Annotated in this window: 22 protein-coding genes; 8 read left to right on the top strand and 14 right to left on the bottom strand. The window is 70.2% G+C overall.

The annotated features are described in order from the left end of the window. Nucleotides 1-35 precede the first annotated feature (35 nt). From ACIOEW_RS06435 to ACIOEW_RS06415, 5 genes are all read right to left on the bottom strand, one after another. Nucleotides 36-2,324, bottom strand: a complete 2,289-nt coding sequence (locus tag ACIOEW_RS06435; protein WP_401961852.1) for a glycosyl hydrolase family 18 protein — start codon at nucleotides 2,322-2,324, stop codon at nucleotides 36-38. A 171-nt stretch (nucleotides 2,325-2,495) separates the two neighbouring features. Further along, nucleotides 2,496-5,336, bottom strand: a complete 2,841-nt coding sequence (locus ACIOEW_RS06430; protein WP_401961850.1) for a glycoside hydrolase family 2 TIM barrel-domain containing protein — start codon at nucleotides 5,334-5,336, stop codon at nucleotides 2,496-2,498. A gap of 83 nt (nucleotides 5,337-5,419) precedes the next feature. Further along, nucleotides 5,420-6,547 carry a glycosyl hydrolase 53 family protein gene (locus tag ACIOEW_RS06425; RefSeq protein ID WP_362549062.1) on the bottom strand — a complete coding sequence of 376 codons (1,128 nt, stop codon included), beginning with the start codon at nucleotides 6,545-6,547 and terminating at the stop codon, nucleotides 5,420-5,422. 188 nt (nucleotides 6,548-6,735) lie between these two features. Further along, the gene (locus tag ACIOEW_RS06420; RefSeq protein ID WP_401961847.1) at nucleotides 6,736-7,887 is read right to left on the bottom strand and encodes an arabinogalactan endo-beta-1,4-galactanase; all 1,152 of its coding nucleotides are present in this window, start codon (nucleotides 7,885-7,887) and stop codon (nucleotides 6,736-6,738) included. A gap of 82 nt (nucleotides 7,888-7,969) precedes the next feature. Continuing rightward, nucleotides 7,970-9,976: a beta-galactosidase gene (locus ACIOEW_RS06415; protein ID WP_401961845.1), complete on the bottom strand. Its 2,007-nt coding sequence runs from the start codon at nucleotides 9,974-9,976 to the stop codon at nucleotides 7,970-7,972. A 276-nt stretch (nucleotides 9,977-10,252) separates the two neighbouring features. On the opposite strand from ACIOEW_RS06415, the gene ACIOEW_RS06410 reads away from it, so the two are divergent. From ACIOEW_RS06410 to ACIOEW_RS06395, 4 genes are read left to right on the top strand one after another with little or no spacing between them, the layout of a single operon-like run. Continuing rightward, the gene (locus ACIOEW_RS06410) at nucleotides 10,253-11,578 is read left to right on the top strand and encodes an ABC transporter substrate-binding protein (protein ID WP_401961843.1); all 1,326 of its coding nucleotides are present in this window, start codon (nucleotides 10,253-10,255) and stop codon (nucleotides 11,576-11,578) included. Then, the gene (locus tag ACIOEW_RS06405; RefSeq protein ID WP_350997807.1) at nucleotides 11,575-12,555 is read left to right on the top strand and encodes a sugar ABC transporter permease; all 981 of its coding nucleotides are present in this window, start codon (nucleotides 11,575-11,577) and stop codon (nucleotides 12,553-12,555) included. The genes ACIOEW_RS06410 and ACIOEW_RS06405 overlap by 4 nt, the downstream gene beginning before the upstream one ends. Further along, on the top strand, nucleotides 12,552-13,433 hold the full coding sequence (locus tag ACIOEW_RS06400) for a carbohydrate ABC transporter permease (protein WP_350997810.1): 882 nt from the start codon (nucleotides 12,552-12,554) through the stop codon (nucleotides 13,431-13,433). Before ACIOEW_RS06405 ends, ACIOEW_RS06400 begins: the two co-directional genes overlap by 4 nt. Before the next feature lie 53 nt (nucleotides 13,434-13,486). Beyond that, on the top strand, nucleotides 13,487-14,515 hold the full coding sequence (locus ACIOEW_RS06395; protein ID WP_401961841.1) for a LacI family DNA-binding transcriptional regulator: 1,029 nt from the start codon (nucleotides 13,487-13,489) through the stop codon (nucleotides 14,513-14,515). A gap of 19 nt (nucleotides 14,516-14,534) precedes the next feature. Here the strand turns inward: ACIOEW_RS06395 and ACIOEW_RS06390 are convergent, their stop codons facing one another. Continuing rightward, nucleotides 14,535-15,527 carry a fibronectin type III domain-containing protein gene (locus ACIOEW_RS06390; RefSeq protein ID WP_401961839.1) on the bottom strand — a complete coding sequence of 331 codons (993 nt, stop codon included), beginning with the start codon at nucleotides 15,525-15,527 and terminating at the stop codon, nucleotides 14,535-14,537. 304 nt (nucleotides 15,528-15,831) lie between these two features. Between ACIOEW_RS06390 and ACIOEW_RS06385 the strand changes: the two genes are divergently transcribed. Beyond that, nucleotides 15,832-16,437 carry a TIGR03086 family metal-binding protein gene (locus ACIOEW_RS06385; RefSeq protein WP_401961837.1) on the top strand — a complete coding sequence of 202 codons (606 nt, stop codon included), beginning with the start codon at nucleotides 15,832-15,834 and terminating at the stop codon, nucleotides 16,435-16,437. Between the two features lie 22 nt (nucleotides 16,438-16,459). Here ACIOEW_RS06385 and ACIOEW_RS06380 read toward each other — a convergent pair whose 3' ends face one another. Beyond that, nucleotides 16,460-17,143 (bottom strand): alpha/beta hydrolase, encoded by a 684-nt coding sequence (locus ACIOEW_RS06380; RefSeq protein WP_362549083.1) that lies wholly within the window; start codon nucleotides 17,141-17,143, stop codon nucleotides 16,460-16,462. 108 nt (nucleotides 17,144-17,251) lie between these two features. Here ACIOEW_RS06380 and ACIOEW_RS06375 point away from each other — a divergent pair, with 108 nt between their 5' ends. The 3 genes from ACIOEW_RS06375 (at nucleotide 17,252) to ACIOEW_RS06365 (ending at nucleotide 19,587) form a co-directional block, all read left to right on the top strand. Continuing rightward, complete coding sequence (locus tag ACIOEW_RS06375) at nucleotides 17,252-18,052, top strand: chitosanase (RefSeq protein WP_401962943.1); 801 nt, start codon at nucleotides 17,252-17,254, stop codon at nucleotides 18,050-18,052. Between the two features lie 188 nt (nucleotides 18,053-18,240). Further along, on the top strand, nucleotides 18,241-18,552 hold the full coding sequence (locus ACIOEW_RS06370; protein ID WP_362549089.1) for an SH3 domain-containing protein: 312 nt from the start codon (nucleotides 18,241-18,243) through the stop codon (nucleotides 18,550-18,552). Nucleotides 18,553-18,723: 171 nt separating this feature from the next. Beyond that, entirely contained in the window at nucleotides 18,724-19,587 is an 864-nt protein-coding gene (locus tag ACIOEW_RS06365; protein WP_401961833.1) for a chitosanase, read from the top strand. 83 nt (nucleotides 19,588-19,670) lie between these two features. Here ACIOEW_RS06365 and ACIOEW_RS06360 read toward each other — a convergent pair whose 3' ends face one another. The 7 genes from ACIOEW_RS06360 to ACIOEW_RS06330 all read right to left on the bottom strand — a co-directional run bounded on the left by ACIOEW_RS06360 (nucleotide 19,671) and on the right by ACIOEW_RS06330 (nucleotide 25,642). Then, nucleotides 19,671-21,119 (bottom strand): nucleobase:cation symporter-2 family protein, encoded by a 1,449-nt coding sequence (locus ACIOEW_RS06360; RefSeq protein ID WP_401961832.1) that lies wholly within the window; start codon nucleotides 21,117-21,119, stop codon nucleotides 19,671-19,673. A gap of 304 nt (nucleotides 21,120-21,423) precedes the next feature. Continuing rightward, a complete protein-coding gene (locus ACIOEW_RS06355; RefSeq protein ID WP_401961829.1) occupies nucleotides 21,424-22,821 on the bottom strand; it encodes an 8-oxoguanine deaminase in 1,398 nt (465 codons plus the stop codon). Nucleotides 22,822-22,977: 156 nt separating this feature from the next. Further along, a complete protein-coding gene (gene pucL, locus ACIOEW_RS06350; RefSeq protein WP_362549101.1) occupies nucleotides 22,978-23,901 on the bottom strand; it encodes a factor-independent urate hydroxylase in 924 nt (307 codons plus the stop codon). A 7-nt stretch (nucleotides 23,902-23,908) separates the two neighbouring features. Next, entirely contained in the window at nucleotides 23,909-24,301 is a 393-nt protein-coding gene (uraH, locus tag ACIOEW_RS06345; protein ID WP_362549104.1) for a hydroxyisourate hydrolase, read from the bottom strand. Between the two features lie 29 nt (nucleotides 24,302-24,330). Continuing rightward, entirely contained in the window at nucleotides 24,331-24,840 is a 510-nt protein-coding gene (gene uraD / locus ACIOEW_RS06340; protein WP_362549107.1) for a 2-oxo-4-hydroxy-4-carboxy-5-ureidoimidazoline decarboxylase, read from the bottom strand. A 176-nt stretch (nucleotides 24,841-25,016) separates the two neighbouring features. After that, the gene (locus ACIOEW_RS06335) at nucleotides 25,017-25,394 is read right to left on the bottom strand and encodes a helix-turn-helix domain-containing protein (RefSeq protein WP_401961826.1); all 378 of its coding nucleotides are present in this window, start codon (nucleotides 25,392-25,394) and stop codon (nucleotides 25,017-25,019) included. Next, nucleotides 25,391-25,642 (bottom strand): hypothetical protein, encoded by a 252-nt coding sequence (locus ACIOEW_RS06330; RefSeq protein WP_362549113.1) that lies wholly within the window; start codon nucleotides 25,640-25,642, stop codon nucleotides 25,391-25,393. The genes ACIOEW_RS06335 and ACIOEW_RS06330 overlap by 4 nt, the downstream gene beginning before the upstream one ends. Nucleotides 25,643-25,700: the final 58 nt, after the last annotated feature.

Genomic DNA, 25,700 nt, shown 5'->3' with positions numbered 1-25,700 from the left:
AACTCCGCGGGCCGGCCGGCCCGTTACCGGTGGCACTACTTGAGCCCGGTGTCGAGCGCACCCATCAGCGTGCCCTGCGGGGTGTCCCCCGACATCTCCCAGACCATGACGCCAAGCAGACCCTTGTCCTTCACATAGGCGGTCTTCCTGCCGATGGACCAGGTGTCGTCGAACGACCACCACTGGTTGCCGGTATATCCGTAAGTCGATACGGACTGTTCGTCGTGGTGGACCGTCATCGTCGGGTACGCGCCGATGAGGTTGGAGTAGCCCCGGGTGCCGGCCTCCTCGGCGAACTGGCCCGGCGCGGCGCCTCCCGCCGGCTGCCATTCGCCGGCCGCTCCGCCGTCGGTGACGCTCTGCCAGCCGCGGCCGTAGAACGGGATGCCGAGGGTCAGCTTGCGGGGTTCGACGCCCGCGTCCGTGTACGCCTTGATGGCGGCGTCCGCACTGAAGTGGAAGTCGTACGGGTCCTGCGCGTCCGTGTAGAGGTTGGCCTGGTGGCCGGTGCGGTTCGGTTCCCAGGAGTTGTCGCTGCCCGAGCCGTGGAAGTCGTAGCCCTGGACGTTGGCGACGTCGAGGGAGTCGAAGACCCTGCCCAGGTCCCAGCCCTCACCGATCTTCTGCGGGTCGGCAGGGGTGAAGGCGGTGAGGAGGCGGTGGCCGCCGCCGAGCGCGTCCAACTGCTTGCGGAACTCGGCGAGCAGCAGGGTGAGGTTGTTCTTGTCGTTCGGGGAGTAGTGGTTGCCGGGGTGTCCGGTGCCGGTGCCCGGCCACTCCCAGTCGATGTCGAAGCCGTCGAAGATGCCTGCCGCGGTGCCGGGGCCGCCGGCGCCGCCGTACTCGGGCAGGTTGCCCTTGATGTACATGTCGATGCAGGAGGAGACGAACTTCTTGCGCGCGGCATCGGTGGCGGCGACGTCGGAGAAGTACTTCGAGTAGGTCCAGCCGCCGAGCGAGACCACGATCTTGAGGCCCGGGTGGAGCTTCTTCAGCTTCTTCAACTGGTTGAAGTTGCCGCGCAGTTTGCCCCAGCCGTCGTCCGCGACCCCGTCCACGGACTGGGCGGCGCTGAACGGGCGGGTGTAGTCGGCGTCCGCGTCACCGGCACCGGTGCCCTGCTCGGGGTCCTGCGGGTCGGCCGTGGTGCCCTTGGTGACGCCGTTCAGGCAGGTGAGGTTGTTGGGGTCGATGTTGGCGAAGGCGTAGTTGACGATGTCTAGCTTCCCGGCGGCGCCGGAGTCATGGAGGTTCTTGACGAAGTACTGGCGGCCGTAGATCCCCCACTGGACGAAGTAGCCGACCTTCGCGTAGTTGCCCGCGCCGACGATGTCGTCGGTCTTCACCGTGAGGGTGTTGCTCGCGGGCGAGGCGTTGTCGGCCGCGTCACGGGCCTTGACCGTGAAGGTGTACGAGGTCGAGGGCGACAGGCCGCCGACGGTGGCGGTGGTCGTGGTGCCGGAGACCGTGGTGGCCAGGGCGGAGCCGCGGTAGAGGTCGTACGCGGCGACCCGCTGGTTGTCCGTCGCGGCGGTCCAGGCCAGCGTGACGGACGAGGAGTCGGTCGCGGTGGCGTGCAGGGCGCCCGGGGCCGTCGGCGGGGAGGTGTCGCTGGCCGGGTCGACGGTGGTGACGGCCAGCGGGGCGCTCTCGGCGGAGGTGTTGCCCCGGGTGTCCTTGGCCCGGACGGTGAAGGAGTAGGCGGTGCCGGGGGCGAGGCCGGTGACGGTGGCGGAGGTCGTCGCGGTGGCCGAGCCGACGGCCTTGCCGCCGGCCAGGATGTCGTACGAGGCGACGGGGAAGTCCCCCGCGGCGGCGGCCGTCCAGGACAGTGAGACGGTGCGGGCGGTGACGTCCGTCCGCTTCAGCCCGCCGGGCGCGCCGGGCGGGGCATCCGCGGAGCCGTCGCACTTGTCGCCGTTGATCCGGCAGCCGGTCGGCGCCGTGATCGGGCCGGTGGCGACGAACCAGAAGCTGTACGGCTCGGTGGTGCTGTGTGCGGCGACCGTGCCGTTGTAGTGGGCGTTGACCGCGGTGAGGTGGCTGCCCTGGGTGGTGACGGTGCCGTTGTACGAGGAGCTGATCGCGACCCCGGCGGGCAGGTCGAATTCAAGGCTCCAGCCGGTGACGGCCGTGTCGGTGTCGTTGCGCAGGACGTAGGTCCCCTTCCACCACGGGCCGTTGTCGGCCGAGGTGAAGGTCGCCGTCAGCTTGCCCGCCGCGTGCGCGGGGCCCGTCTGGAGGGACAGCAGCGCGAGGAGGAGGGCGAGAACGGCGAGCAGTGCGGTCGCCGTTCTCCGTCTGAGGGGCATGTGCTCGAACATGGTTCTCCCTGGGGACTGGGACCGGTGAGGCGGTCCTCGGGGGGAGCAAGTGCACTTGGTGCCATGGAGCACAGGGGAAACTAATTGGTCTGGACCAACTCGTCAATAGGTACAGACCATTTATCGCCGCCTGCGGTGCCCGCCCTCACCTCCGACCGCCCGGACCCGTGTTCACAACTCCCGGAACGTGAAGGAGAACTGTGCCGGTTCCGCCCGCAACAGGTCCTGCGGCAGCGGGCCGGGGCCGCAGGCCTGCGATCCGACGCCCGTCAGGCCGTGGTCCAGGTGGACCCACACCGTGTCGCCCGGCACCAGGTCGCTGAGGTGCCGGGCCGCGTCCAGCTGCTCGCTGGTCCAGCGGCGCGCGGAGAACCAGAACTCCGGCTCGCCCTCGACCCGCAGGCCACCGATCTCCGCCCAGCGCACGTCGGCACGGGCGCCGTTCTCCTGCGGCCGGACGTACGTCGTCTGCAACGCGTCCACGTCGCTGTCCCGGCGCGCGAGCCGGGACGCCGCCCGGCTGTCCGGGTACGCCTCGCCGGGGCCGCCGCCGTACCAGCGCACCGCGTGCGCCGAGCCGGGCAGGCCGAGGCGTACCCCGAGCCGGGGCAGCGGCACCTTCCAGTCGCCCTCGGGGGTGACGTGCACCGTCAGGCGGAGCCGGTCACCGTCCGAGGTCCACCGGTGGACCGTGGCCAGGCCGAGATCACGGGCGGCCGGAGCGACCCTGGTGCGTACGGTCAGCGCCTCGTCCGTCACCTCCACCGCATCCAGACGGTGGTGCATCCGGTGCAGGCCCAGCTTGCGCCAGTGCAGCCCGTACTGGAGGCGGGGCTGCCAGTCCGCGCCGTTGTCGTTGTCCGTCGGGGCGCGCCACACGTCCAGGCGGGGGCCGGATCGCAGCTCGATTCCCCCGATCGTGAGCAGGCCACCGGTGCGGGCGTCGAACGTGGCCGGGCCGAGCGTGATCCGGCTGGTCTCCCGCCGCGGGCGGGCGCCGTGCACGGGCGGCAGCGGGCCGCGAGCCACGGCCGTCACCTGGCCGGACGCCACCTCATGGCCGTCCTCCAGGGCCCGCACGGTCCAGATCTGCTCGCCTGCCGCGGTGCCCGGCGCGGGCCGCGGCGGGAGGGGCACGTCGGCGCTCGCGCCCGGGGCGAGCGCCGGTACCGGGAGCGGGCCGCCGGCCGTCGTCTCCCCGTCGACCAGGTAGGACCACTCGAAGGCCAGGTGCGAAAGGTCGCGGAAGTCGTAGAGGTTGGAGATCCGTACGGAGTCGTGTCCCTCGGCGGGGGGCCCGATCCGGACCGGGGCGATCACCGCCTTGAACTCGGCCAGGCCGGGGGACGGGGTGCGGTCGGGGAAGAGCAGCCCGTCGCAGACGAAGTTCCCGTCGTGCAGTTCCTCGCCGTAGTCGCCGCCGTAGGCGTAGCCGTACGTCTCGTGCCGCAGGCCGTGGTCGATCCACTCCCAGACGAAGCCGCCCTGGTTACGGGGGTATGCCTCGAACAGCCGCTGGTAGTCGGCCAGTCCGCCCGGCCCGTTGCCCATGGCGTGCGCGTACTCGCACAGGATGAAGGGAAGCCCGCGGCGTTTGTCCGTGCCGCCGTCCAGGCCGCGCCCGATGCGCTCGACCTCTTCCTGGGTGGCGTACATCCGGGAGTACAGGTCCGTGTCGCGGCAGCTCGGGTCGCCCTCGTAGTGGATCGGGCGGTCCGGGTCGCGGTCGCGGATCTGCTCGGCCATGGCGGTCAGGCCGCGGCCGGTGCCGGCCTCGTTGCCGAGCGACCAGATGATCACCGAGGGGTGGTTCTTGTCGCGCTCGACCATGCGGGCGGCCCGGTCCAGCAGAGCGGGGGTCCAGCGGTCGTCGTCGACGGGGTTGTCGCGCCAGTCCTGCTCGACGAAGCCGTGGGTCTCCAGGTCGCACTCGTCGATCACCCACAGACCGTGCTCGTCGCACAGGTCGAGGAAGTCGGGGTGCGGCGGGTAGTGGGAGGCACGGACGGCGTTGATGTTGTGGCGCTTCATCAGCGTCACGTCCTCGCACATCGTCTCCGGGTCGAGGGTGCGGCCCGTCCGCGCATGCCACTCGTGCCGGTTGACGCCCCGGAGGAGGACGGCGCGCCCGTTGACCTTGATCAGCCCGTCCTCGACCGCCACCGTACGGAATCCGACGCGCAGCGGGACCCGTTCGCCGGGGGCGGCCAGGACACCGTCGTACAGCCGGGGCGTCTCGGCCGTCCACGGCGCGACGGACACGGTCACGGACTCACCCGTCGCCACGTCGATGCCGAGCTCCGGCACCGTCACCCGCCCCGCGACACCGCTGTCCACCCGCAGCGTCCCGGTTCCGGCCGTGTGGTCGTACGAGGCGTGCACGAAGAAGTCCCCGATCGCGCCCGGCGGACGGTGCAGCAGCGTCACGTCCCGGAAGATGCCCGGCAGCCACCACTGGTCCTGGTCCTCCAGGTACGAGCCGGACGACCACTGGTGGACGCGGACGGCCAGCACGTTCCCGGCCGGTTTCAGCAGGTGCCCTGCCGCGAACTCGTGCGGCAGCCGGCTGCCCTTGAAGTCGCCGAGGAGTACGCCGTTGAGCCAGACGCGAGCACACGACTCCACGCCGTCGAAGCGGAGCACCGCGTCCCCGTCCTGCGGCCAGCTCTCCGGCAGGTCGAAGGTGTGCAGGTGGTCGCCGGTCGGGTTCTCGGTGGGCACCCGCGGCGGGTCCACCGGGAACGGGTAGAGGTGGTTGGTGTAGGCGGGCAGACCGTACGCGCCGTTCTCGCCCTGGAGGACCCAGTGGCCCGGGACCGTGATCCGCGCCCAGTCCTCGGCCCCGTGGCCGGGTACGGCGAACGACTCGTCCTCGGAGTCCGCCGTGGGCGAGAGCCGGAACCGCCATTCACCGTTCAGCGAGAGGCGGTCCGCGTCCGATGCGGCGTAGCGGGCGCGCGGCGGGAGCGTGCCGGTGCCCGGGGCGAAGTCTTCGACGTAGGAGAAGGACATGAACTTCCTTGGCGGGTGGGCCGGGTGGGCCGCATGGTGAGGGCGAGGGAGGGCGCCTCGTGCGGGAGGCGCCCTCCGGGTGCTCAGGCTCGGTAGGAGCCGATCGAGGTCAGCGCGGGCAGGGCCTTGTTGCTGTAGTCGATCAGGGCCTGGTTCTCCCAGTTGTTGCCGGAGGACGAGTCGGTCGGGTCCCAGCCGTTGCCGGTGACGGCCGTCCAGAAGCCCTCCCAGTAGACGTAGCCGAGACCCATGCCGTTCGGGGTGGCCGCGACGGTGTCGGCGACCGCCCTGACCCAGGCGTCCTGACCGGCGGACGAGGCCGGATAGCCGGAGGTGAGCTGGCTGGAGGTGCTGACCAGGTTGGCGAAGCCGTCCTTGCCGGTGAGGGTCCAGGGGTAGGCGGTCTCGGCGACAAGGGCGGGGGTGCCGTACCGGGCGGTGACGAACGCCAGGTTGGCGGAGAGCTCGGCGAGGGTGCCGTGCCAGTACGGGTAGAAGGACAGGCCGATGACGTCCCAGGCCACGCCCCGTGCCTTCATGGCGTCGAAGAACCACTGGTACAGGCTCTGGTCGCCGCCGTTGGACAGGTGCAGGACCGTGCGGACGCCGGAGGTGGTGGCGCGGGCGGCGCTGATGCCGGACTTGAGGAACGTGGCCAGGTTGTCCAGGCTGTTCCAGTCGCCGGTCGGCCAGAGCATGCCGCCGTTGATCTCGTTGCCGATCTGCACCAGGTCCGCGGGGGTGCCCTGGGCGACAAGGGCACCGAGGACGTCGGCGGTGTGGTTGTAGACGGCCGTGGACAGCTGCGCGACGGAGTACGACGACCAGGCGGCCGGCTTCGCCTGGTTGGCCGGGTCGCACCAGGTGTCGGAGTAGTGGAAGTCGACGAGCAGCTTGATGCCCTTGGCCTTCAGCCTGAGGGCCAGCGGGAGGATCTTCGCCTTGTTGTTGTACCCGTCGGCCGGGTTGACCCAGACCTTGAGGCGGGCGTGGCTGACGCCGGCGGTGGCCATGAGCGCCACGGCGTCGGTCCGGGTCCCGCTCGACGAGTAGTAGACCCCGCCCAGCGCCTCGGACTTGGGCAGGGACGAGATGTCGATGCCGCGGACCGACAGGGCGGTGGCGGCGGAGGCCGGGGTCGCGAGGGCACTGAGAACGGCAGGGGCGGCCACGGTGGCAACGGCGGCCTTGAGCAGAGCGCGACGACGCATGGGGTTCCTTCCGGTACGGGGGTGCGGGGTGCGGAGGTACGGGGGCAGAGCTCGGGGGCAGGGCTCGGGGCGCGGGGTCCAGAGTTCGGACGAGGTGGTGCGGGGGTCCCGGCGGGCGTCCCGGGGGACGGCCGAAGAGACCGGCTGTCCTGTCGGTCCGGCCGGGCCGGCAGGACAGCCGGGCCGGGTCAGCCGCGGTAGCGCCCCAGGGCCTTCAGGGCGGGCAGTTCCCGGTCATCGAAGCCGAACAGGGCGAGGTTCTCCCACGCGTTGCCCGACGCCGGGTCCTGTTCGTTCCAGCCGCTGCCCGCGCGGTAGGTCCAGGCCCCTTCCCAGTAGCAGTAGCCGAGGCCCTGCTTGCCGGGGACCGCGGCCGCGAGGTCGGCGACGGCGCGCATCCAGGCGGCCTGGCCCTCCGGCGTGGCGGGGTAGCCGTCGGTGAGCTGCGCGGGGCTGTTCATGATGTCGTTGGTCGCGTCCTCGCTGTCCAGCGTGAACGGGTAACCGGTCTCGGCGATCAGGCAGGGCTTTCCGTAACGGGCGGTGATGTCGGCCATGTTCGCGGCGGCACCCTCCAACGGGCCGTGCCAGAACGGGTAGTACGAGAGGCCGATGATGTCGAAGTCGACGCCGCGCGAGACGGCGTTGTCGAACCACCACCGGTACAGGCCGTTGTCGCCGCCGTTGGCCAGGTGCAGGATCGTACGGATGCGCGGCGTGGTGTCCTTCGCTGCGCGCAGACCCGCCTTGAGGAAGGCGGCGAGGTTGTCCCAGTGCTCCCAGTCGCCCTCCGGCCAGAGCATGCCGCCGTTGATCTCGTTGCCGATCTGCACCAGGTCCGCGGGGGTGCCCTGCCGCTTGAGCGCGCCGAGGACGTCGGCGGTGTGCTCGTAGACGGCACGGGTGAGGCCGGCCGCGTCCAGTCCGGTCCAGGCGGCGGGCTTGGGCTGGTGCGCGGGGTCGGCCCAGGTGTCGGAGTAGTGGAAGTCGGCCCAGATCGCGATGCCCGCACGCTTCAGACGGCGGGCCAGCGGGAGAATCCTCGCCTTGTTGTTGTAGCCGTCGGCCGGGTTTACCCAGACCTTCAGCCGGGCGTGGGTGATGCCCGCGTCGGCGAGGATGTCGACCAGGTCGGCGCGGCGGCCGTCGGCACGGCGGTAGACGGCGCCGAGATCCTCGTTCTTGGGCAGCGAGGAGATGTCCAGGCCACGGATCTCCAGGCGGCGGCGGTGCGCCGGTCCCGGAGAACCGGCCGCGAAGGCGGGGGCGGCACCCAGGGCGGGTACGGCCATCGCGGCGGCGCCGGCTGCTCCAGCGGCGAGAACGCTGCGTCTGCGCATTTCGAGGTCCCTTCACAGTGAATCGGGCTCTGATGAGATGACGGAGAACGGAAAGCGGGGAGAGGAGGGCGGGGCCCGGTCCTCAGCGCGGGTCGCGGAGGATTTCGACCGCGCCGGCGGCCACGGCGGCACAGGTCCCGTCCGGCAGGACCACCTTGACCTCGGCATCCGTGTGGTTGATGGCGAAGCGGAACGTGCCCGACTCGCCTTCGCGTACGACGAGTTCGACGTCGTGGGGCAGTCCGGCCGGGGTGATGCCCGCATCGGAGACGGCCAGGTCCACCACGGCCGCCAGGTCCGCGCCCGTCAGCCGGGTGGCCAGGTACCAGGCGGCACCGTCGCCGAGCGCGTGACGGGTGAGGGCGGGGTGTCCGGCGGCGCGGCCGTCGGCGAACGTGGCGACGGTCTCACAGCCGTCCGGGACGTTCGGGACGACGAACTCGGACCAGAGATCCGCCTCGAACGTCGTGTCCGGACCGGCGGTGACGGTGAGCTTCTCGCCCGGCAGCAGTGCGTCGAACTCCTCGACGGTCAGGCCCAGTACGTCGCGCAGCGCCCCCGGGACGGGGCCGGGGTGCACGGTGTCGTTCTCGTCGACGATGCCGGAGAAGAAGGAGACCAGCAGGGTGCCGCCGCGTGAGACGTACCGCTCCAGATCGGCGGCGATACCGGCGGGTGCCGCGTACAACTGGGGGACGACGAGCAGCGGGTAGCGCTCGGGGTCCAGGTCACCCAGTCCGCTGGGCGGGAAGAAGTCGACGGTGAGGTTCCGGTCGTACAGCGCCTCGTAGAAGGCGTCGAGGCGTTCCCGGGCGTCCAGGTCCTGGCTGGGGCGCCACTCCAGTTTCTGCGCCCACCACGACTCCCAGGACCAGACCATGGCCACGTCCGCGCGGGTCCGGGTGGTGCGCAGGCCGGCCAGATCCCCGACGCGTCGGCCCAGGTCGGCCACCTCCCGCCAGACGCGGGTTCCGGTGCCGCCGTGCGGCAGCATCGCCGAGTGGAACTTCTCCGCACCGCTGCGGGACTGCCGCCACTGGAAGAACATGGCGCCCTCGGAGCCCCGGGCGACGTGGCCGAGGGAGTTGCGGGCCATCTCGCCGGGTGCCTTGGCCGGGTTGTGCTGCTGCCAGCTGACGCCCGAGGTGGAGTGCTCGAGTATCAGCCAGGGGGCACCGCCCGCGACGGAACGGGTCAGGTCCGCGGTGAGGGCCAGGTTGACGTGGGTGCGGCGCCCGTCGGTGACCAGGTAGTGGTCGTTGGACACCAGGTCCACCTCCGCGCCCCAGGCCCAGTAGTCGACGCCCTCGCACTGGCTGGGCGCGACCATGAAGTTGGTGGTGACGGGCACTCCGGGTGACAGGCGGTGCAGGATGTCGCGCTCGGCACAGAAGTTGGCGCGGGCCTGGGCGTCGGCGAAGCGCTGGAAGTCCAGCTGCTGCGCGGGGTTGCAGACGGTGGGGGTGGTGCGGGGCGGGGTGATCTCGTCCCAGTCGCCGTAGAGCTGGCCCCAGAAGGTGGTGCCCCAGGCCTCGTTGAGTGCGTCGAGACTTCCGTGGCGGCCCTGCAGCCAGGTACGGAAGGCGGCGGCGCAGTTGTCGCAGTAGCAGGTCAGGACGGGGGCGCCGTACTCGTTGTGGACGTGCCACAGGGCGACGGCGGGGTGGTCGCCGTAGCGCTCGGCGATCCTGGTGGTGATCTGTGCGGCCGCGGCCCGGTAGTCGGCGTTGGAGTGGCAGATGGCGCCGCGTGAACCGAAGGCGAGGCGGGCGCCGTCGCGGGTGACCGGCAGTGCCTCGGGGTGGGCCCGGTAGAACCAGGCGGGCGGCACCACCGTCGGGGTGGCCAGGTCGATCCGGATCCCGGCGTCATGGAGCATGCCGACGATCGTGTCGAGCCACTCCCAGTCGTAGGTGCCGGGCCGCGGCTCGATCCGGGCCCAGCTGAAGATGCCGAGGGAGACGAGGGTGACACCGGCCTCCCGCATCAGTCGCATGTCTTCCTCCCACACCTCCCGTGGCCACTGCTCGGGGTTGTAGTCACCCCCGTAGGCGAGTGGCGAAAGAGCGCGTCGAGCGGAGGGGGACATGCGTTGACTCCCAGCAAATTAGACGAGGTGATGCAGCGATTCTGTGAGCGTGCACAGGCTTCTTCGTGAGAGACACACCCGAGCAACGAGTAGGTAACCCCAGGTTTCATCCATTGACAAGAGACCGAAACAATTTTCTACTGTGCACGATCACAGAGCCGCGCGGCCCTCGCGCACAGCCCATCGGTCACCTGCCCGCAGCCCCGTCCCCCACGTCGGTTGCCGCGCTCGCGGGACATTCCGAGGCCGGCTCGTTCTCAGTCAGGGGAGAAGAAGATGTCGATCCACCGTCGCCAGATCAGCAGGCGGACGATGCTCGCCGGGGCCATGAGCCTCGGACTGACCAGCACCCTCGCCGCCTGCGGCGGCTCCGACGGCGGCTCCGGCAAGACCAGCGGCCCGGTCAAGCTGACCTACTGGTCCTGGGCCCCGGGCATGGAGAAGGTCGCGGCCATCTGGAACAAGAAGAACCCCGACATCACGGTCACTGTCTCCAAGCAGGCCGGCGGCGGCGAGATCGTCTCCAAGCTGATCACCGCCAAGAAGGCGGGCAACGCCCCCGACCTGATCCAGGTCGAGTACCAGGCCCTGCCGACGCTGGTCTCCAACGACGTCCTCGCCGACATCTCCAAGTACGCCAAGGACGCCGAGTCGGAGTTCGCCGAGGGCACGTGGGCCATGACCACACTCGGGACCGACGCGCTCTACGCGATCCCGCAGGACTCCGGGCCGCTGATGTTCTACTACCGCGAGGACCTGTTCAAGGAGCACGGCCTGAAGGTCCCCGCGACCTGGGACGAGTTCGCCGAGACCGCCCGCGCCGCCAGGAAGGCCGTCCCCGACGCCTACCTGACCACCTTCTCCTCCAACGACCCGGGCCTGTTCGCGGGCCTCGCCCAGCAGGCCGGCGCCCAGTGGTGGACGGTCGACGGCGGCAAGTGGACGGTCGGCATCGACGACACCGCCACCAAGAAGGTCGCCGAGTTCTGGGGCGGACTGGTCGAGGAGGGCGTCATGGACAACCAGCCGATGTACACCCCTGCGTGGAACAAGGCACTGAACACGGGCACCCACCTCGCCTGGATCTCCGCCGTGTGGGCGCCCGGCGTCCTGGTCAGCTCGGCCCCCGACACCAAGGGCAAGTGGCGCATGGCACCGCTGCCGCAGTGGGGCACGGGCGCCAAGGCCACCGGCAGCTGGGGCGGCTCCTCCACCGGAGTCTCCACCGACTCCGACCACACGGAGGCCGCGGCCAAGTTCGCGCGCTGGCTGAACACCGACCCGGAGGCGCTGGCCGCCCTGGTCAAGGAGGCCGGCATCTACCCGGCGGCCACGAAGGGCCAGTCCGGCGACGTACTCAGCACTCCCGCGTTCTTCCCGAACCAGGAGGACTTCTACGACACGGCCGCCGAGATCTCGGCGACGACCGCCGCGTCCGCCTGGGGCCCGAACGTACAGACCGCCTACGGCGCCTTCAACGACGGCTTCGGCAAGGCCACCAAGGCGAGGAAGAGCGCGCAGTTCCTCACCGCGGTCGACGCCATGCAGGACAAGTCCTTCGCCGACATGAAGAAGCAGGGCTTCGAGGTGACCGCGGCATGACCACCGCTCCGTCCCGGGGCGCGACCCGTACGCGGGTCGCGCCCCGGGCGGCCGGGCCCGCCGCGCCCCGCCGCGTCCGCCGCCCCGGCCGTACCGCGCCCTACTTCTTCCTGGTGCCGACGCTGGTCCTGTTCGCCGTCTTCACGATCGTGCCCATCGGATACGCGATCTGGCTCAGCCTCCACAAGGTCCAGGTCAAGGGCCTCGGCCTCGGTTCCGGAAGCCGCTCCGAGGTCTGGAGCGGGCTGTCCAACTACACCGCCGTGCTCCACAACTCCGAATTCGGCCACAGCGTCCTGCGCGCTCTGGGCTACGGCATGATCGTCATCCCGACCATGCTCGGCCTCGCCCTGGTCTTCGCGCTGATGCTCGACACCGAGAAGGTCCGCGGCGGCCCCTTCTCCCGGCTCATGATCTTCCTGCCGTACGCGGTGCCCGGCGTCATCGCCGCACTGCTGTGGGGCTTCCTCTACCTGCCCGCCGTCAGCCCGTTCGTGTACGTCCTCGACAAGTTCGGCGTGACGGCGCCGGACCTGTTCGACGGAACCAACCTGTACTTCTCCTTCGCCAACATCGCGGTGTGGGGCGGCACGGGCTTCAACATGATCGTGATCTACACGGCGCTGCGCGCGATCCCCCAGGAGGTCTACGAGGCCGCCCGTCTCGACGGCGCCTCCAGCCTCCAGATCGCCCTGCGCATCAAGATCCCGATGGTGCTGCCCTCCCTGGTCCTCACCTTCTTCTTCTCGGTGATCGCCACCCTCCAGGTGTTCAGCGAACCCAAGACGCTCCAGCCCCTGACCAACGGCGTCCCCAACACCTGGAGCCCCCTGATGGCCATCTACGACAGCGCGTTCGGCAAGGCCGACATGTACGGGGCCTCCGCCACCGCGGTCGTCCTCGCACTGGCCACCTTCGCGCTCTCCTTCACTCTCCTGCGCGTCTCCGACCGCTTCACCCGGGAGGACCAGGCATGACCGCCCTCACCCTCAGCAGCACGCCCGGGGACCGGACCTCCCGCGGCCCCCGGCGCACCGCCTGGATTCCCACGATCGTCCTGGCGCTCGGGGCCCTGTACTGCCTGATCCCTGTGATCTGGGTGGTCATGGCTGCGACGAAGAGCCGGGACGAGCTGTTCAGCACGTTCACCTTCGCCCCCGGCAGCGGTTTCCTCGACAACCTGAGCGACCTGACCGCGTACCGCGACGGCATCTACTGGCAGTGGATGGCGAACTCCGCCTTCTACGCCGGCCTGGGGGCCCTGCTCTCGGCCGCGGTTTCGGCCGCGGGCGGCTATGCGCTGGGCCGGTTCGCCTTCCGCGGGCGGGAGTTCGTGTTCAAGACGATCCTCGCGGGCGTGCTGGTGCCCGGCATCGTCCTGACCGTCCCTCAGTACCTGCTGCTCTCCAAGATGGGCCTGGCCGACTCGTACTGGTCGATGCTGCTGCCGTCGATCCTCTCGCCGTACGGCGTCTATCTGGTGAGGATCTACGCGTCGGCCGCCGTCCCCGGCGAGCTCCTGGAGGCCGCCCGCATGGACGGGGCGAGCGAATGGCGGATCTTCTCCCGCATCGCCGTGCCGATGATGATGCCCGGCCTGATCACGGTCTTCCTCTTCCAGTTCGTCGGAATCTGGAACAACTTCCTGCTCCCGTACGTGATGCTGGCCGACGACACGAAGTTCCCGCTCACGCTCGGGCTGTACACCCTGCTCTCCCAGGGTGCCTCCCAGCCCGCGCTCTACACTCTGGTCATCACCGGCTGCCTGCTGGCGGTCCTCCCGCTGATCGGGCTCTTCCTGGTGATCCAGCGCTACTGGTCGCTGGATCTGCTGAGCGGCTCGGTCAAGGCCTGACCGCCCGGCGCGGCCACCGAGCCCGTCCGTACCACCCGGCACAATTGAGGAACATGACCCCCAGCGCGAACGGCCGACGCAAGCCTCCTACCATCCACGACGTGGCACGTGAGGCGGGCATCTCGCGAGGCACCGTCTCCCGCTTCCTGAACGGGGGCCACTACGTCTCACCCGCCGCCCGCACAGCGGTGGAGGCTGCCATCAAGAAGACCGGGTACGTGGTCAACCGGCATGCCCGCAGCCTGAGCACCGGACGTTCGGACTCGGTGGCCTTCCTCCTGACCGAGCCGCAGGAGAAGTTCTTCGAGGACCCCAACTTCAACGTGCTGCTGCGCGGCTGCACGGAGCACCTCGCCCGGCACGACATCCCGTTGCTGCTGATGCTCGCCTCCGCCAAGGACGACCGGCGCCGGCTGACCCGCTACATCACCTCGGGCCACGTCGACGGCGTCCTGCTGGTCTCCAGCCACAGCGGCGACCCGGTGGCCGTGGAGCTGCGCGACGCCGGAATCCCCCTGGTGGCCTGCGGCAAACCGCTCGGGCTGGGGTCCAAGGTCAGTTACGTGGCAGCCGACGACCGCGACGGCGCCCGCGAGATGGTCCGGTACCTCATCACGGCCGGCCGCCGCCGCATCGGCATGATCACCGGTCCGCTCGACACCCCGGGCGGCACCGAGCGCCTGGCCGGCTACCGCGAGGTGCTCGACAGCGCGGGCCTGCCGTACGATCCGGCGCTGGTGGCGGAGGGCGACTACCGGCGCGCCGGCGGCGAGGAGGCGGCCCGCCTCCTCCTCGCCCGGGCACCGGACATGGACGCCGTGTTCGTCGCATCCGACCTCATGGCCCAGGGGGTCATCTTCACCCTCCAGCAGGCCGGCCGTACCGTCCCGGACGACATCGCGGTCGGCGGCTTCGACGACTCCCCCGCAGCCACGGCCGTCAGCCCGGCGCTGACCACGATCCGGCAGCCCTGGGACCGCATCAGCGCCGAGATGGTCCGCATGCTGCTCACCCAGATCGCCGGTGAGGACACCGCGGCAGTGATACTCCCGACGTCACTGGTGATCCGCGACTCCGCGTGACCGCACGCGCCGTGACCGGTCAGCCGCCGAGCACCACGGTGCGCGCTGCCGAGAAGTCGCCCCACTTCCCGTCGGGGAGTCTGGCGCGGATCTTCATCGAGTGGCGGGTGCCGCGCGGCTCGCTGACGGTGAGCCGGTAGCTCGCCCGGCCCACGGGCGGTTCGCCGCCCCAGACGATCGTGGTGGTGAGCCGGCCGTCCAGATAGAGCTGGTAGGCGGGTATCTCCCCGCCGGTCTCCGGCTGCTTCCAGTCGAGGTCCACGGCGTACTCCTCGCCCTCGGCGCTGCTCGTGATCCGCAGGTCCGTGGGGGCGGTACTGGCGGGCGCACCGGGGGCGGTCGCGGTGGTGAGGTCGAAGCTGTTGCTGTCGGACGACGACGTGTCGGCCGCGTCGCGGGCGCGGACCGTGAAGGTGTAGACGGTGCCGGGGCGCAGCCCGGTCAGCCGGGCGGTGGTCTGCGTGCCGGGCACGCTGTGGATGCGGGATCCCTCTTGGTAGATGTCGTACGAGGTGACGCCGACATCGTCCGTGGAGCCACCCCAGGACAGCGTCGCGGCCCTGCTGCCGTCGGCCTTGCCGCGCAGTTTCACCGGCCGGGTGGGGGCCTCGTGGTCGGCGGGGGTCGGCGCGGGGGTGGTGACGGCCGCGGCGGTGCTCGGCGCGGAGAGGTTCCCGGCGGCGTCCCGGGCGCGGACGGTGAACGTGTAGGCGGTCGAGGCGGTCAGCCCGTCGACGTCGGTCATCACCTTGGCCGCCGGGACGGACTTGACCTTCCTGCCCTGCCGGTAGACCTCGTAGCCGGTGACGGCCCTGTCGTCCGTGGCGGGCTCCCACATCACGTGTGCGGAAGTGGCGCTGCTCGCCTGGGCGGTCACCCCGTGGGGTGCGGTCGGTTTCCCGGTGTCCGCCTCGGCCTCCGATCCGCAGGCAGTGAGCGTGGCGAGGAGCAGGGCGGCGGAGCAGGCCAACGCGGCTGTTGCGTGGGGGCGTTGCACGGTGGTGCCTTCCATCCGACAGCAATGGTCCAGACCTGTATCGCATGGTGTGGGGGCTGCCGACAAGGGGACGGAGCGGAACGTTCCGCAATGTGCCGGTGTGCACCGCGGTTTGCGCCACCTGACGTGCCGTCGCCGGATGCCGCGCGCACGGGGCGCCGTGCCGGGACTCGCGGACGGCGCTCCGGCAGGGCTCCTCGCGCACGCCAACGGTCCGATCGCCGATCCGGCGGCACCCGGTCCCCCGGCCGGATCATTCTGCGGGGACACGTGGTGCGCCGAGCGATGAGTTCGGGGTGTCCGGGCAGTCTGCACAGGTATGGATACGCAGACGAACTCCGCACCCCGCCTCGACCTCGAACCCGCCGCCCGGCAGATCGCCGGGATGCTCGACGCCATCGACGACGCCCGGCTGGCCGGACCGACCCCGTGCCCCGATGTCACGGTGGGCGCACTGCTCGCCCACGTCGAGGGACTGGCCGTGGCGTTTCGCGATGCCGCACGCAAGGAGCTGGGAGCGACGACCGACACGGCGCCCTCCGTGGAGTCGGGGCTGCTGGCGGACGGGTGGCGCAGCACGCTGCCCGTGGCCCTCGACGAGATGGTGGCGGCCTGGCGCTCCCCCGATGCCTGGCAGGGCATGACCCGGGCGGGCAGCGTGGACCTGCCGGGAGAGGTGGCCGGCATGGTCGCGCTCAATGAGCTGGTGCTGCACGGCTGGGACCTGGCGAGGTCGACCGGGCAGCCGTACCGGGCCGAGGAGGCGCATCTGCGGACCTCCATGGCGCTGCTGGCCGACCTCGGCGACAACCCGCCGCCCACCTCCCCGTTCGGCCCGCCGGTCCCGGTCCCGGACGACGCGCCCCTGGTGGACCGGGCGGTCGCCCGGAGCGGGCGGCGCCCGGACTGGCAGCCCGAGGGCTGAGCCCGGGGGCCACTGCCACCCGTCAGCTGGTGAAGAACTCCGTGATCTGCTGAGCGACCTGGTCGGCGTGGACCCGGTGCACCTGGTGGCCGCCACCGAGGGTGATCAGATGACAGTCCGGGATCAGCGTGGCCATGTCCTGCAGCCGCTCCTGCGGCATGGTGCTGGCCGGGCCGCCGGCGAGCATGAGCGTCGGGGCGACGATCTCACCGAGGCCCTCCTCCCAGGCCGGGTCGGGGTCGGCCAGCTGGTTCCGTACGGCCGCGAGCACGGCCTCGTCGTAGTCGACCGGCCCGTCGGGCGGGACGTCGGGGCCGGCCGCCCCCGGGAACGGCGGCGGGGTCTCCACCAGCACCAGCCGCTCCACCCGGTCCGCGTGCATCTGGGCGAACAGATGGGCGACGACGCCGCCCATGCCGTGGCCGACCAGGCCGACACGGTCGAGCTTGCACGCCTCGAGGAAGCCGAAGAGGTCGTCGAGCATCAGCTCGAAGTCGTACTCGTCAGGCCAGTCACTCTCCCCGTGGCCGCGCAGGTCCAGGGCGTACACCCGCCACTCCTGGCCGAGCAGACTCCCGGCCGCCTCCCAGCTCGCGGCGGAATCGGCGAGATCGTGCAGCAGCACGACGGGCGAGCCGAACGGGTCGCCCCAGGTCCGGTACGCCAGACGTACACCGCCGACATCCACAACAGACTGATCATCCATACCCCTGACGCTACAGCCGAATGAGGGAAGATCACTCCCACGGCCTGGCAGGCTGGGACGGTGAAGCTCACCCCGCGTTCCCTGGTCAGCTCCCTCGCCGCCCTCGCCATGGCCGTCGCCATGCTGTCCGGCTGCACGGGGGATGGGACCGGCACCCAGCCCGGCAAGGGGGCCGCCGGTGCCGGGCTCGACGATCCGGCGAAGAAGGACATCGCCATGCAGCTGGTCTCCAGCGCGGAGAACTCGACCCTGGACTGGAAGGCCCAGTACACGTACATCCAGGACATCGGCGACGGCCGCGGGTACACGGCGGGCATCATCGGCTTCTGCTCCGGGACCGGCGACATGCTGAGCGTGGTCGAGCGGTACGCGAAGGCCCGGCCCGGAAATCCGCTGGAGCGGTTCCTGCCCGCCCTGCGGGCGGTCGAGGGGACCGACGCGCACACGGGACTCGGCCGTCCGTTCACCGAGGCATGGTCCGCGGCCGGCGGTGACGCGGCGTTCCGCACGGCCCAGGACACCGAGCGGGACCGGTCGTACTTCGACCCCGCGGTCAGCCGGGCGAAGGAGGACGGGCTGGGCGCGCTGGGCCAGTTCATCTACTACGACGCCTATGTGATGCACGGGGCCGGTGACACGGAGGGCACCGTCGGGTTCCGTACGATCCGCCGCCAGGCTCTCGCCGCGGACGCCTCCCCCGCGGAGGGCGGCGACGAGGCGGCATACCTCGACGCCTTCCTCGACGCCCGGGTCGCGGCGATCCGCAAGGAGCCCTCGCACACCGACACCAGCCGGGTCGAGACGGCCCAGCGGGTGTTCGTGCGCCAGGGCAGGTTCGGTCTGGAGACACCGCTGCGGTGGAAGGTGTACGACGACAGCTACGTGATCAAGGATCCGGAAGGTTCGTAAACCCATGATCGACGGGCGCGCGAAGCGTTGACCCCGGGTTCTGTGTGCGCCGGTGCACACCACGTGTGACCTGCGCTTTCACTTCCGGGGGACCGTCGGCCCCCGGCCGTGTCCGCAGGACCGGCCCGCCCGTTGAGGCGGGCGGACGGCACACGCTTCGTGGGCCGGATCACTGAGGAGCTTGCGACATGATGAAGAAGATTCTGCTGGCCGCGGCCGTTCTGACCGCCGGTCTGGGACTGGCCGTCTCGCCCGCCGCCCAGGCCGCCCCGAGCACGACCACCGCGCACAGCGCCGAGGCCGCGCCGGCCCAGGTCTGCACGGTCAACGACAACGGGGTGAACTTCCGCGGCGGGCCTGGGACGGACTACCCCGTCCTGGGCCAGGTGAACCGGGGACAGAACCTCGACTACCGCGGCCAGCAGGGCAACTGGGTGATGGGTGACCTGTGGGGCGGGCCCACCGGCGTCTGGATCCACGTGGCCTATCTGGACTGCTGAACCGGAGTTCCACCGCCCCGCACCGGCCGCCCCGGCGCCCGGTGCGGGGCCTTCGCGTTTCCGGGACTCGCCCAACTCACCGGCGTCGAAGGGGTGTACGACCATCGTTCGACTCTGATAGTAAAGCTTCCTAACAGAACTATCGGAACGACGAACTCCCTTGGAGGACTGGTGCACGCTCCCCACAAGCGCACCGCACGTCGCAACAACCGATCCGTGCGCGTCGCACTCGTCGCGCTCGGCCTGACCCTCACGGCGATACCCGCCACGGCCTTCGCCGGCACCGATCCCGCCCCCACGGCGGTTCACCACCAGGAGGCAGCCGCGACCGGGCTCGACGATCCGGCGAAGAAGGACATCGCCATGCAGCTGGTCTCCAGCGCGGAGAACTCCTCACTGGACTGGAAGGGCCAGTACGGCTACATCGAGGACATCGACGACGGCCGCGGCTACACGGCGGGCATCATCGGCTTCTGTTCCGGCACCGGTGACATGCTCGACCTGGTGGAGCTGTACACCGAGCGGGAGCCGGACAACGCCCTCGCGGAGTACCTGCCGGCACTGCGTGACGTGGACGGCACCGACTCGCACGAGGGCCTCGACCCCGGCTTCAGCGAGGCCTGGGAGACCGCTGCCGGGGATCCGGCGTTCCAGCAGGCACAGAACGACGAGCGCGACCGGGTGTACTTCGACCCGGCGGTCAGCCGGGGCAAGAGCGACGGGCTGGGCACGCTCGGCCAGTTCGCGTACTACGACGCCATCGTGATGCACGGCGACGGCGGCGACAGCACAAGCTTCGGCTCCATCCGCAAGCGCGCGCTCGCGAAGGCGAAGCCGCCGGCCCAGGGCGGCGACGAGGTCACCTACCTCAACGCCTTCCTGGACGCGCGGGTCTGGGCCATGCAGCAGGAGGAGGCCCACTCGGACACCAGCCGGGTGGACACCGCTCAGCGGGTCTTCCTGAACGAAGGCAATCTGAACCTGGATCCGCCGCTCGACTGGAAGGTGTACGGCGACAGCTTCCACATCGGCTGACGCACCCGGGCAGGAATCGGCTGTGGCGCGTACGGCCGCCCTCAAGGGCGGAACCGTACGCGCCACAGCGCTGTGACGAACGGTCAGTGCACGGCCATCGGCGTGGAGTTGACCGCCTCGCGGTCCCCGGGCTCCGGTTCGGACTCGGCGTCCGGCTTCCGGCCCAGGTGGTTGAAGGCCAGGTTGAGGACGATCGCCACGACGCAGCCGGTCGAGATCCCCGAGTCGAGGACGACCAGGAGGTCCTCGGGGAAGGCGTGGTAGAACTCCGGCGCCGCGATCGGTATCAGCCCGACGCCGACGGCCGCCGCCACGATCAGCGCGTTCTCGCCCTTCTCCAGCGCGGCGGTGGCCAGCGTCTGGATGCCACTCGCCGCGACCGAGCCGAACAGGACGATGCCCGCGCCGCCCAGTACCGGCAGCGGCACCAGCGCGATGACGGACGCGGCCACCGGGCACAGGCCGAGCAGGATGAGGATGCCACCGCCCGCGGCGACGACGAAGCGGCTGCGGACCTTCGTCATCGCGACCAGTCCGATGTTCTGGGCGAAGGCGCTGCACATGAAGCCGTTGAACAGCGGGCTGACGGCACTGCCCAGGGTGTCGGCGCGCAGACCGCCCTCGATGGTCCGCTCGTCCGCCGGACGGCCGACGATCTTGCCGAGGGCCAGCATGTCCGCGGTCGACTCGGTCATGCAGACCAGCATCACGATGCACATGGAGACGATCGCCGCGATCTCGAACTGCGGCGCTCCGAAGTGGAACGGGGTGGGAAAGCCCACGACGTCGGCGTCCTTGATGGCGCCGAAGTCGGTGATGCCGACCGGGATCGCGACGATCGTGCCGACGACGAGTCCGAGCAGGATCGCGATCTGCTGGAGGAAGCCGCGCAGCAGTTTCCGCAGGGCAAGCACGATCACCAAGGTGACCGCCGCCATCGTGATGTTGGTGGTGGAACCGTAGTCGTCGGCCGTGACGTTGCCGCCCTGGGACCAGTTGAAGGCGACCGGCAGCAGCGAGACGCCGATCAGGGTGATGACCGTGCCGGTGACGACGGGTGGGAAGAAGCGGACCAGTTTGCAGAAATAGGGGGCGAGTACGAAGCCGAGGAGGCTGGCGACGATGATCGCGCCGAAGATCACGGCGATGCCGTCGTGTCCGCGGTCCTTGCCGATCGCCACCATCGGCGTCACCCCGGCGAACGAGACGCCGTTGACGAACGGCAGCCGGGCGCCTATGCGCCAGAAGCCGAGCGTCTGGAGCAGGGTGGCTATCCCCGCGGTGAACAGGCTCGCCCCCATCAGGAAGGCGGTCTCCTTGGCGGTGAGACCCACGGCGGGTCCCACGATCATGGGCGGGGCCACCACGCCCGCGTACATCGCGGCCACGTGCTGGAGGCCGCTGGTGAACATCTTCAGTGGGGGGAGCGTCTCGTCGACCGGATGCTTCCGGTCGGACGGGGCCGTTGCCGGCTCACCGTCGGGGGCGGGGGCTGCACTTGCGTCGTTGCGAAACCTGGGCGTAGCTGCCACGGCGGTTCCTCCGGTCGGGTACACGTCTGGGGCGACGTGGGTATCAGGGAGGTGGTGCCGGGGCCGGTCGCCGGGACATGTGCCAGAAGTGTCCGCCGGACCGGGCCCCGTGTGGTGCGTTGGTGCAGGTGGGGCAGGTCGTGCAGCTGGTGCGGGCAGCTTGGTTCACCGGTGCGGGAGGCGCATACGTCTGGGTGCGCGCCTCCCGTACCGGTTGCCGTGGGCCCCGCTCGGGTCCACGGCGGCCGGCCGAGGGCCGTCCCCCTCGGCCGGCCTGTACAGGGGGTGCCGGGCCGGCGGCCTCTCAGGCTCCGGCGGCGATCTGCGCGAGACGGCGGGCCTCGTCGCGGGTGGCGCGGGCGATGGCGTCCTCGTCCGCGGTGATGAGGCGGTTGGACTCGACGACCGGCTTGCCGTCGACGAGCGAGAGGGTGACGGGGGCGGCAGAGCCGAAGACCAGGGCGGTCACCGGGTCTGCGATCGAGGCGTGGGCCAGGGTGTCCAGCTTCCAGAGCACCAGGTCGGCGAGCTTGCCGGGCTCCAGGGAGCCGATCTGGTCCGCGCGGCCGAGGACCTGGGCGCCGCCGTACGTACCCAGGCGCAGGGCCTGACGGGCGTTCAGAGCGCGTTCGCGGTGCGGGCCGAGGCGGTTGATGAGGAGGGCGTTGCGCAGTTCGGTGTGGAGTTCGCCGGACTCGTTGGAGGCGGTGCCGTCGACGCCGAGGCCGACCGGGACGCCGGCAGCGAGCATGTCCGGTACCCGGGCGATGCCCGCGGCGAGGCGGGCGTTGGAGGACGGGCAGTGCGCGACGCCGGTGCCGGTGCGGGCGAACGCGGCGATGTCGGAGTCGTTCATGTGGACGCAGTGCGCCATCCACACGTCGGCCCCGAGCCAGCCGGTCGACTCGAAGTAGTCGGTCGGCCCCATGCCGAACAGCTCGTGGCAGAACTTCTCCTCCTCCACGGTCTCCGAGCCGTGGGTGTGCAGCCGCACTCCGCGACGACGCGCCAATTCGGCGCCCTCACGCATCAGTTCGGTGGACACGGAGAAGGGGGAACAGGGCGCGACGGCGATCTGGGTCATCGCGTCGAAGGAGGCGTCGTGGTGTGCGTCGATGGTCGCCTCGGTGGCGGCGAGTGCGCCTTCGAGACTCTCCACGGCGAAGTCGGGCGGCAGTCCGCCGTCCTTCTCGCTGCGGTCCATGGAGCCGCGGGCGAGTGTGAACCGTACGCCCATGTCGCGGGCTGCGCCGATGATCGCGCCGGACAGGTCGCCGGAGCCCTTCGGGTAGACGTAGTGGTGGTCCATGGCGGTGGTGACACCGCCGCGGGCCATCATGGCGAGCGAGCCCTGCGCCGCGGTGCGGGCCATCGGCTCGTCGATGCGCGCCCAGGTCGGGTACAGCGCGACCAGCCACTCGAAGAGGTTGTGATCGGTGGCCAGGCCACGGGTGATCCACTGGTAGAAGTGGTGGTGCGTGTTGATCAGACCGGGCGTGACGAGGTGCCCGGTGCCGTCGATCCTGCGTACGACGTGTTCCAGGCCCTCCGGTGCCCGGCCGGCGCCGACGGACTCGATGCGGTTGCCCGCGACGACGACATGACCCGAGGCGTACTCGGTGTCGTCGGCGTCGACGGTCGCGATCGAGCAGTTCTCGATGACGATGCGTTCCACTCGGTCGGACGCTGCCGGTGCTGCCATGGTGCTTCCTTCTCTCATCAGTGATGCGGGCACGGCAGGACCCCAGGAGGATTTGAGTGCCACGGCCGTGCGGCCGTGGGTGCCGAGATGGTGTGGACAGACTGGCCCGGCCGGTCCCGTCCGCCGTGGACGGGCGGGAACCGGCGCGCCGCCGCGTCAGAGGTTGGTCATGTCCACCGGGATCCGCGGCTCGACACCGTCGCGCAGCACGGTGGCCTCGATGAGCCCGTACGGACGGTCGGCCGCGAAGTAGACCTCGTTGTCGTTCTTGAGGCCGAACGGCTCCAGGTCGACCAGGAAGTGATGGTTGTTCGGCAGCGAGAAGCGGATCTCGTCGATCTCGCTGCGGCTGTTGATGACCCTCGAACCCATCTGGTAGAGGGTCTGCTGGAGGGAGAGGGAGTACGTCTCGGCGAAGGCCTGCAGGATGTGCTTCCTGGCCTGCTCGTACGACTTCTCCCAGTGGGGCATCCGGTCGGCGTCGCTGGTCCAGTTGTAGCGCCAGGCGGCGGCGACGTCGGTGCACAGGATGCGGTCGTACGCCTCCTTGAGCGTCGTGTACTTGTCCTTGACGTAGCCCCAGAACTCGGAGTTGGTGGAGTTCATGACCGTGAGGTCCTTCAGGCCGGAGATGATCTCCCACTTCTCGCCGTCGAAGGTGACCTGCGTGGTGCGCAGCTCCTGGCCCTTGCGGGCGAAGGAGTGGTTGACCTCGTCCGATCCGATGAACCGGGAGTTGCTGTCCGAGGTGGCGATCCGCTCCCAGGTGTACTCCTGGATGCGGATGCGGGCGACCTTGATCGGCTCCTGCGAGGTCACGAAGTGCCGGGCGAGGTGGATGCCGAACTGCTCGGCGGACTCGATGCCGTGCTCCTTGGCAAACGCGAACACCGTGTTCTTGGTGGTGTCCGTGGGCAGGACGTTGGCGTTGGAGCCGGAGTAGTGCACGTCGTCCATGTCGCCGGAGAGGGCGACCGAGACGTTCAGGTCCTTGATGTGGTGGGTGTCGCCGTCCCGCGTGATCCTGACGACGCGGTTCTCTGCTTTGCCGTACTGGTTCTGGCCGAGAATCGTGGGCATGTGTCTGCTAGCTCCCTCGGTATACGGAGTAGCCGAACGGGTTGAGCAGCAGCGGTACGTGATAGTGCTCGCCCGGCGTGACGGCGAACGTGATCGCCACCTCCGGGAAGAACGCGCCGCTGTCCCTTACGCGGGGGGCGTCCTGCTGCGCCTCGGCTTGCTTCTTGGCTGTGAAGTACGGTTCGGTCTCGAAGTCGAGCCGTACATGGGTGGTGCCTTCCGGCAGGGCCGGCAGGTCCTTGCAGCGCCCGTCCGCATCGGTCGCGGATCCGCCGAGCGCCACCCACTGCCCGTCGCTGCCCGTGCGGGCGGCGAGCGAGACGGGGACGGCTGCGGCGGGGCGGCCGATGCTGGTGTCCAGGATGTGGGTGGACACCGATGCGGTGGCGAAGGTGCTCAAGACCTTCACTCTCCTTCTGTTACGAGCTCTTACGAGTCTTCCGTGACGAGACGGGTGAGGCGGATGCGGTTGATCTTGCCCAGTTCGGTGCGCACGATGGCGCGTTCCTGCTCGGGCGTGTTCCCGATCCGGGACTTCACCGCTTCGCGCATCTGCTCACCGGTGGCTCCGGTGGCACAGATCAGGAAGACATGTCCGAACCGCTCCTGGTAGGCCAGGTTGAGTTCGAGCATCTCGGCCTTGAGCTCCTCGGTGGCACCGGCCATCCCCCGCTGCTCACGGGAGGAGGTCGGGTCCCCGGGCTTCGGGCGGCCGATCGGCGGGTGACCGGCCATGGCGTCGGCCAGGTCCTGCGCGCCGAGTGCCGCCGTGGCGGTGTCGCTCGCGGAGAACAGGGCTTCTGCGGTGGCGTACGGGCGACGGGAGAGGATCGCTCTTCCCCAGGCCGCACTGGCGCAGACCTCGTGCAGCGCGGTGGCCGCCTCGTCGTCCGCCAGGGTGTTGAACCGGGCGAGGCCCGGCGTGGAGCTCGAAGTCACGGGAGCCTCCGTGGCTGTTTTTCGCTGTGCGTCGGTCGGGCTGCGGATAGCTAACGCCCTCCACAACACCACGTCAACACTTTGTTGAAATTCCGTTCATGTAAAAAGCCGTCGCCCGATGATCCGGACGACGGCCCGCACGTTCATGTGCTGTTTACACGCACCCGATGGCCCAACTACTCACCCTTGGCGCCGTTTTCCCTGTTCAGGTAGTTGTAGACGGTGAAACGGCTGACCCCCAGGGCCCCCGCCACCGTCTCGACGCCGTGCCGCACCGAGAAGGCACCGCGTGCCTCCAGGGTCCGTACGACCTCCTGTTTGGTCCTGCGGTCCAGCTCGGCCAGCGGCTTGCCGTGCCGGCGCTCCATCGCGGCCAGGATGTGGTCCAGCGAGTCGGAGAGCTGTGGCAGCCGGACGGCTATGACGTCGACGCCCTCCCAGGCCAGCACGACGTCGTCGACCTGGGCCTGATCGGGTCCGAGCAGCTCGGCGCCCATGGCGTCGACGAGCGGCTTGACGGCGCTGACGAGGGGGTGGTCCGCAGGCCAGGTCACTTCGGGTCCTCCCCGATGACGTTGACCTGGAGCGAGACCCGGGTGGCACCGGATGCCAGGGCCTTGCGCAGCAGGGAGTCCACCGCGTTGAGCACCTCGTCGGCGCCGCCCTCCGCCGTGTTGCCGAAGGGGCCGACGTCCACCGCGTCCAGCTCGGCCGACTGGATGACCTCGCGGGCCACGACCGCGTGGGCCGGTGCCTCGTCGAGATCGAAGGGCTCGGTGGTGAACTCCACTCTCAAGCGCACTGTGTCTCCCTCATGCTCGCGCCGCGTCCGGGGCGACCCGCGGCTCGGGCACGACCCT

Origin of the sequence: Streptomyces sp. NPDC087901 (assembly GCF_044742205.1) — a bacterium.
In the GTDB taxonomy this organism is placed as follows: Bacteria; Actinomycetota; Actinomycetes; order Streptomycetales; family Streptomycetaceae; genus Streptomyces.
This window is presented reverse-complemented; position numbering and strand designations above follow the sequence as displayed.